Source organism: Pseudarthrobacter sp. AL07 (assembly GCF_029960665.1).
In the GTDB taxonomy this organism is placed as follows: domain Bacteria; phylum Actinomycetota; class Actinomycetes; order Actinomycetales; family Micrococcaceae; genus Arthrobacter.
The window spans coordinates 134,448-141,734 of the sequence record NZ_JASBRB010000007.1 but is presented as its reverse complement, the minus strand read 5'-3'; the positions used below and the strand labels follow the sequence as shown (position 1 = coordinate 141,734).

At 58.8% G+C, this 7,287-nt stretch carries 8 protein-coding genes; all 8 read left to right on the top strand.

The features are described from left to right. Positions 1-289 precede the first annotated feature (289 nt). Complete coding sequence (rpmH, locus tag QK290_RS09125) at positions 290-427, top strand: 50S ribosomal protein L34 (protein WP_003800212.1); 138 nt, start codon at positions 290-292, stop codon at positions 425-427. 40 nt (positions 428-467) lie between these two features. Next, complete coding sequence (gene rnpA, locus QK290_RS09120; RefSeq protein WP_282330361.1) at positions 468-878, top strand: ribonuclease P protein component; 411 nt, start codon at positions 468-470, stop codon at positions 876-878. Then, positions 871-1,266 carry a membrane protein insertion efficiency factor YidD gene (gene yidD, locus QK290_RS09115; RefSeq protein ID WP_282330360.1) on the top strand — a complete coding sequence of 132 codons (396 nt, stop codon included), beginning with the start codon at positions 871-873 and terminating at the stop codon, positions 1,264-1,266. The genes rnpA and yidD overlap by 8 nt, the downstream gene beginning before the upstream one ends. A 16-nt stretch (positions 1,267-1,282) precedes the next feature. Further along, a complete protein-coding gene (gene yidC, locus QK290_RS09110) occupies positions 1,283-2,257 on the top strand; it encodes a membrane protein insertase YidC (protein ID WP_282330359.1) in 975 nt (324 codons plus the stop codon). Next, positions 2,257-2,823, top strand: coding sequence for a R3H domain-containing nucleic acid-binding protein (locus tag QK290_RS09105; protein WP_282330358.1), 567 nt, complete (start codon positions 2,257-2,259; stop codon positions 2,821-2,823). The genes yidC and QK290_RS09105 overlap by 1 nt, the downstream gene beginning before the upstream one ends. A gap of 20 nt (positions 2,824-2,843) precedes the next feature. Further along, on the top strand, positions 2,844-3,494 hold the full coding sequence (gene rsmG / locus QK290_RS09100) for a 16S rRNA (guanine(527)-N(7))-methyltransferase RsmG (RefSeq protein WP_282330357.1): 651 nt from the start codon (positions 2,844-2,846) through the stop codon (positions 3,492-3,494). 86 nt (positions 3,495-3,580) lie between these two features. Next, positions 3,581-4,648, top strand: a complete 1,068-nt coding sequence (locus QK290_RS09095; RefSeq protein ID WP_282330356.1) for a ParA family protein — start codon at positions 3,581-3,583, stop codon at positions 4,646-4,648. Between the two features lie 65 nt (positions 4,649-4,713). Next, positions 4,714-6,027: a ParB/RepB/Spo0J family partition protein gene (locus QK290_RS09090; protein ID WP_282330355.1), complete on the top strand. Its 1,314-nt coding sequence runs from the start codon at positions 4,714-4,716 to the stop codon at positions 6,025-6,027. Positions 6,028-7,287 lie beyond the last annotated feature (1,260 nt).

Sequence of the window (7,287 nt, the reverse complement as noted above, 5' to 3'; positions counted from 1 at the left end):
ACTGCTGGAATCTGGAGGCTTCAGACCGAAACTACACTCTGCATTCTGAAGAGCCGGTTAACCACAGCCTGGACCAGGTGCCCAGGGGTACCCGGGTTTGACTCTGGCAGGCATTTTGCCCTAACGTTGTGAAGTCCTTTGTGTACGCTTTTTGACCTCTTCTGAATCTCTCTAACGCACCGCGTTTGAGCAGCCGGGGGAAGTGTGCACATACAAAACTTAGCGTCGGCCAGTTCTTCCCCTTTTACTGATCGGGTGGGCGCACCTTTGATCCACTGGAGTAACTAACGTGAGCAAGCGGACTTTTCAGCCGAATAACCGCCGTCGAGCCAAGAAGCATGGCTTCCGCCTTCGTATGCGTACCCGTGCCGGCCGTGCCATCCTGGCAGCCCGTCGTGGCAAGGGCCGCACCGAACTGTCGGCCTAGATAACTGACTCGTCGGTAATCTTTTCTTTGCGAGTTTAAGGTGCTGGCCACCCGTAACCGTGTGAGGACTGCAACCGATTTTTCAACAACCGTACGTTCCGGTGTCCGCAATGGACGCCGGAACGTAGTGTTATATGCGGTAGCTATTGCTGCCGACGAACCCAGCCGGATCGGGTTCATCGTTTCCAAGGGTGTCGGGAACGCTGTGGTCAGGAATCTCGTTAAGAGAAGACTGAGAGAAGCCGGTGCTGCCTCGCTGTGCGAGTACGGTACCGGGTTTGCCATAGTGGTCCGGGCTTTGCCTGCGTCCGCTGCCGCCAGCTGGGATCAACTGCTGGCGGACTACAACGCCGCACTGGAATCAACCATGAGCCGGTTGGGCAGCCGCCTTCCGCGGGCTGCTGTAAACGGTTCAACCGGTACAACACAGGAGGGGACACCGCGTGGGTAAGGTAACTGCCGCCGTCGTCCACTACCTACAGCCTGTTGCTGCCGTCGTGGGCACCTTCCTTTGGAACCTGCCCAGAAACATTCTTATTCTGCTGCTTATGGCCTACCGCAAAGTTATTTCTCCCTTGTATGGCCAGGTTTGCCGCTTCTTTCCTTCCTGCTCGGCGTACGCCCTCGAGGCGATCACTGTCCATGGGGCAGTGAAGGGCAGCTGGCTTGCGGCCCGCCGCCTTGCGCGCTGCCATCCGTGGAATGCCGGTGGTGTGGACCATGTCCCCGCCGGCCACCGCCACTGGCCCGAACACCGGACCCCCACAATTGTTGTGCTGAACAACCCGGACAAGTACCTGGCTGCTCAGACTGATGGAGAAGGCCGCCGTGCGGCCTGACGAATAGGGATATCGTATGGACTTCTTTGAAACAATCATGTTTCCGTTCAAGTGGCTGGTTTCCATCATCATGGTGGGCTTCCATGAGGGCCTGAGCAGCATCGGGCTGCCTGAGGCTTCAGGCTGGACGTGGACGCTGTCCATCATCGGGCTGGTGCTGGTGATCCGTGCCGCCCTGATTCCCGTATTCGTCAAGCAGATCAAGGCGCAGCGTGGCATGCAGCTGCTCCAGCCCGACCTGAAGAAACTCCAGGACAAGTACAAGGGCAAGACTGACCAGCTCTCCCGCCAGGCAATGGCGCAGGAACAGATGGCCATGTACAAGAAGCACGGAACCAACCCGTTCTCTGCCTGCTTGCCCATGCTGATCCAGATGCCGTTCTTCTTCGCGCTCTTTCAGGTTCTGTCCGGCATCAGCACGGCCCGTGACAAGGGCCTTGGAATCGGGGCGATGAGCCACGACCAGGTGGTGCAGTTCGATGAGTCCACCATCTTCGGGGCGCCGCTGTCTGCAACGCTGCTGCATAACCCTGAGGGCAATGCGGTTGCCGTGTATGTCCTCTCGATTCTGATGATCCTGGCCATGACGGCCTCGCAGTTCATCACGCAGAAGCAGATCATGGCGAAGAACATGTCCGAAGAGGCCATGGCCAGCCCGTTCATGCGCCAGCAGAAGATGATGCTTTACATCCTCCCCGTCGTATTCGGCGTTGGCGGCATCAACTTCCCCATCGGTGTGCTCATTTACTGGACCACCACCAACCTCTGGACCATGGCGCAGCAGTTCTTCGTCATTCGCCGCATGCCGACGCCGGGATCCCCTGCTGCGAAGGCTCTCGCCGAACGCCGGGCGGCCAAGGGCCTGCCGGTATTGCCCATTCTGGGCGGGAAAAAGGTCGACGCCGAAGCCGAGGCAGCAGCCGCAGCCGCGGCCATCGAGCTAAAGGGACAGCGCGTCCAGCCACAGCGCAAGAACAGGAAGAAGAAGTAATGTCAGCCGAGAGCACCGAACACGCCCTTTCCGACGAGATCATTGACGATCAGGACGAACCAGCGACCGACACCGATGCTTCCCCTAAGGGATCCGCTGCCAGCCGACTCGAAGAGGAAGGCGACGTTGCTGCCGATTATTTGGAGGAGCTTCTGGATATCTCGGACATCGACGGCGACATTGACATCGAAGTCCGGAACGGCCGCACCTACATTTCCATCGTTGCTGAAGAAGAAACCGACAGTCTCGACGGCCTCGTAGGCGAAGACGGCGAAGTACTGGAAGCTCTGCAGGAACTGACCCGGCTTGCCGTTCTCTCCGCAACGGAGAACCGCTCACGCCTGGTGCTGGATATCAACGGCTACCGTCAGCAGCGCGCCGGCCATCTTCAGAAGATCGCTGAAGACGCGGCGGCATTGGTCAAGGAGTCCGGCAAAGCCGTGGCACTGGAGCCGATGAGCGCTTACGAACGCAAAATTGTTCACGACGCCGTCGCTGACCTGGGACTCGTCAGCGAGTCTGAGGGCGAAGGCGCCGGGCGTCACATCGTTGTATCCGCAGACTAGAGAATGCTGAACCGCTAATCATGGTTGACATCACGGCAGCAGAATTGCTGGCGGCAGAGAAGATTTTCGGTGACCGCCTCGACCTGGCCAAACGCTACGTGGAGCACCTGGCCACGTCCGGAACGGAACGCGGGCTGATCGGGCCGCGGGAGATCCCGCGGTTGTGGAGCCGGCACGTCCTCAACTGTGCCGTCATCGAAAGCGAGATCGCGCACGGTAGCCATGTTGCCGACGTCGGAAGCGGAGCCGGACTTCCCGGACTCTGCCTCGCCATCGCGCGGCCGGACCTCGAACTGACGCTGATCGAGCCGTTGGAACGCCGGGTGATCTGGCTTCAGGAAGTGGTGGACGATCTGGGTCTGACAAACGTCTCGGTGATGCGGACCCGCGCTGAACTGGCGGTCGGCATGGTTACCGCTGACGTTGTGACTGCCCGGGCTGTTTCCGCACTGAGCAACCTGGCCGGCCTGACCATCCCCCTTCTCGCCGGTAAGGGTGAGGTTGTAGCCATTAAGGGACGCAGCGCAGCCGAGGAAATCGAAAAAGCAGCAAAGGTTATCCGGAAGCTCGGTGGCGTCAAGACCTCTGTAGTGACTGTCGGTGAAAGCCTCTTGGAGCAACCCACCACGGTGGTACGGATCGTCGTCAACAAGTCCCGAAAGATCTCCTAGTCCGGGCCCGGTAGCCTTGGTCTGCGGGGCGAAGCGGTTAGGCTAGACAACGGCAGTAAAAGCCGAATGAGAGAGAGTGTGTCCCAGTGACCAGTAGCGAAGCCTCCACACAGCGGATACCCCCGTTTGTGTCTTTGGGGTCAGCACGATCAGTTGCTGGCATGGGTTCCGCGCCGGGACGGGGGCAAAGCCACCCTAATCCGGTTGCAGAACTTGCATCTATTGCCTCTGTTTCACGTGAAACAACAACGGGTGGCAGGACCAACGTCATGGACACCATAGATGATTCCAGTCCTATCGCCAGGGAGCTCGCGCACGAGACCAGGCGCCGCGAACGGCTGGTTGGCCGTAACCTTCCGAAACCCGAAAAAACACGCATCTTCACGGTGTCCAACCAAAAGGGTGGGGTCGGCAAAACCACCACCACGGTGAACATTGCCGCCGCCTTGGCCGCAGCTGGCCTGAACGTCCTGGTCATTGATATCGATCCCCAGGGCAACGCATCCACCGCCCTAGGAGTCGAGCACCATGCCGACGTGGACAGCATCTACGATGTCCTGATCAACGATTTCCCTCTTGCCGACGTGGTGGCCCCCTGCCCGGACATTAGTAACCTGATCTGTGCTCCTGCCACCATTCACCTGGCCGGTGCGGAGATTGAGCTCGTCTCGCTGGTGGCCCGTGAACAGCGCCTTCGCAGGGCGATCGATGTGTATGCCAAGTCCCGGGCGAAGAATGGCGAAGAACGCCTCGACTACATTTTTATTGATTGCCCGCCGAGCCTTGGGTTGCTCACGGTTAATGCCTTCTGCGCTGCTGGTGAGGTCCTTATCCCCATCCAGTGCGAGTACTACGCCCTGGAAGGACTGAGCCAGCTCCTTAAGAACATCGAGATGATCCAGAAGCACCTGAATGCGGATCTGGTGGTCTCCACAATTCTCCTCACGATGTATGACGGCCGAACCAACCTTGCCGCCCAGGTGGCAGCGGAGGTTCGCCTGCACTTCCCGGAACAGGTCTTGGGTGCTGTAGTCCCCCGCTCGGTGCGGATTTCAGAAGCCCCGAGCTACCAGCAAACAGTCATGACCTACGATCCTTCCTCCAGTGGAGCCCTGTCTTACCTGGAAGCCGCAGCAGAAATCGCTGAACGCTAGAATCTTCAAGAAGTGCAACAACCGGAGTCCGCAAGTTCTGACTCTTCCATCGGAGGGATTTATCCATGAGCGAAAAGCGACGTGGCCTGGGCCGCGGTCTTGGCGCACTCATTCCAAGTTCCGCCGGTAGTGCGTCGGGCAACGGCAGCGCTGTGTCGCGGCCCGTGGATCTCTTCTTTCCGGAAGGACGTAAGAAAGTCGCTTCCTCCGACGACACCTCCGGGAATAGTGGGGCAGTTTCGGATGCTTCCGCGTCGAATGCGCCGGTTGGGGCCAAAGACGTATCGGTACCGAAAAAGGCAGCTGCGCTAAAAACGGCCTCCTCCGCTAAACCGTCCGTCAAGTCAGCCGACAAACCGCCGGCCGCGAGAGTTGCGGCCAAGGCTCCTGCAAAAGTTCCTGCCAAGAGACCTGTCGCTGTCTCGGCGGTCGAAGCTGGGACCACGCCGGTTGAAGACGTGACTGATGTGTCGTTATCCGGGGTCCCTGTGTCTGCTGTGCCCGTTCGTGAAGCTACTGAAACAGAGAGCAAGGCGGATAACGGTGTAGATCTTGTGGAAGTCCCCGGTGTGCGTTTTGCCGAAATTTTGGTCACCGACATCCATCCGAACCGGAAACAGCCACGCTCCGTCTTCGATGAAGATGACATGGCGGAGCTAATCCACTCTGTGCGCGAAATCGGCGTCCTCCAGCCAATTGTGGTTCGTACCTCAACCGAAGAAGGTGGAGAACCCTATGAGCTGGTGATGGGTGAGCGACGCTGGAGGGCAGTACAGGCGGCCGGGATGGAAACCATCCCTGCTATCGTCCGGGACACCACCGATGACGACCTCCTCAGGGACGCTCTGCTGGAGAACCTGCACCGCAGCCAGCTGAACCCGCTCGAAGAGGCGGCGGCCTACCAGCAGTTGCTCGAAGACTTCGGAACCACTCACGAGCAGCTTGCGGATCGCATTGGGCGTTCACGTCCTCAGGTCACGAACACACTGCGACTGCTGAAGCTTCCACCACTGGTTCAGCGTCGTGTGGCGGCAAGCGTTCTCTCTGCCGGCCATGCCCGTGCATTGCTGGCTCTGCCGGATGCGGCAGCCATGGAACGCCTGGCCCAGAAGATCGTGGCTGAGGGCATGTCTGTTCGGGCAACCGAAGAGGCCGTCACCCTTTACCAGGATCCTGCGAAGCCTGCGAAGAACAACATTCCTCGTCCGGGAGCCCGCCATGAGCGCCTGGACTACCTGGCATCCTCGCTGTCGGACCGCCTGGACACCAACGTCAAGATCTCCCTGGGTGTCCGCAAGGGGCGTGTCAGCATCGAATTTGCCAGTGTTGAAGACCTGAACCGCATCATGGACGTCCTTGCTCCAGGATCTGAAAATTAGCGTTGTCCACTCAAAGAAGGGCCTGTTTCACGTGAAACAGGCCCTTCTTCGCGTCTGGAACGTTTCCCTGCGTACATTCTCCGAGTAGATTCTGGTTACGAGCATATCGGGGGAAAGTGCAGGGCTGTTCTTCCTGAGCCACACGGTCACATGGAGTATCACCAGATATTGCTGGAATACTGTTGGTGGTATGACTTGGGTTCGGCACCGTCAGTGGCCATGGACTAACCCGGCTGGTGTCAGGCGTTGTGTTTCCGCCGCACCGGCAGTGCCGGAGTCCGGCGGCGTGAGGATTGTGTTGGCCCACTAGAAGTGTGCGCCGGCCGAAATTCAGCTGGTCTGGGCAGCCGGTTCACAAAATAGCAGCGCCGGGCGGTGTGTGTCCGGACGCAGGGGACCTGATACAGGCCCGAGCGTTCCTCTGCAGACGTCTTGTGGCGTGGAATAGTTGAAAGATGCGTCGATGCTGTTGGTTTCTGTCGCGGTGCGACTAGGTTCCCAACCGGTTCATCGGCGATAAGGCCTCATCCATATCAATATTGCCAGTCCCTTCCCGCGAGGCAGGAGGGCTCCCCGGCTATCCAGGCTTTTGGTGGTCTGAGACGCTATGCCTGTCTCGTTGGCTGCACGGTAGGTTCCTTGGCTCGCTGATCCTGTATGACCTTTGTGCCAAAACGGGGTTCCTTGGATCTGCTATTTGGTTCGATGATCCTTCCTTAAAGGTTATATGGCGGCGCAGGTGCGGCTTTAGAGGATGGATGTCCCGGTGTTTCACGTGAAACACCAGCGGAGCTCGTGAGAGATCGCGTCAGTGAATCCGGCTACGGTAACCCTGGAGGTGCCGCCCAAGATCTCGACGACTGATCTTTCCGGAGTGTCACCTGATCCAAATCTGTGCATACGGTGGCCCCTCTCTTGTCAGCATATTAGCGCCGGGCAAAGCTGAATCGTCAGTCTCCGCCGACCCGGACACCCTCGTCTTCGTTTCTCCGGAGAGCCGAGAAGGGATACCCCAACAATGATTCCTGGACGGACCTGGCCTGTGACGATAGTGGTCCACGTGGTTTCACGTGAAACGTGAAGACCACGCACGTTCCGTGACTGACTTTGCCCATCCCCATCCTGATGCCCGACTATGAGGGCGTTAGCGACCGAGATTGTTGCATTCTGTCCACTAGTTTTCAAACGTAGTGGTCCCTTAGCACTTCGGTAGGATACCAGCGCGTCGGACGACTTGGGGTTCATGGTGCTATGCCGACA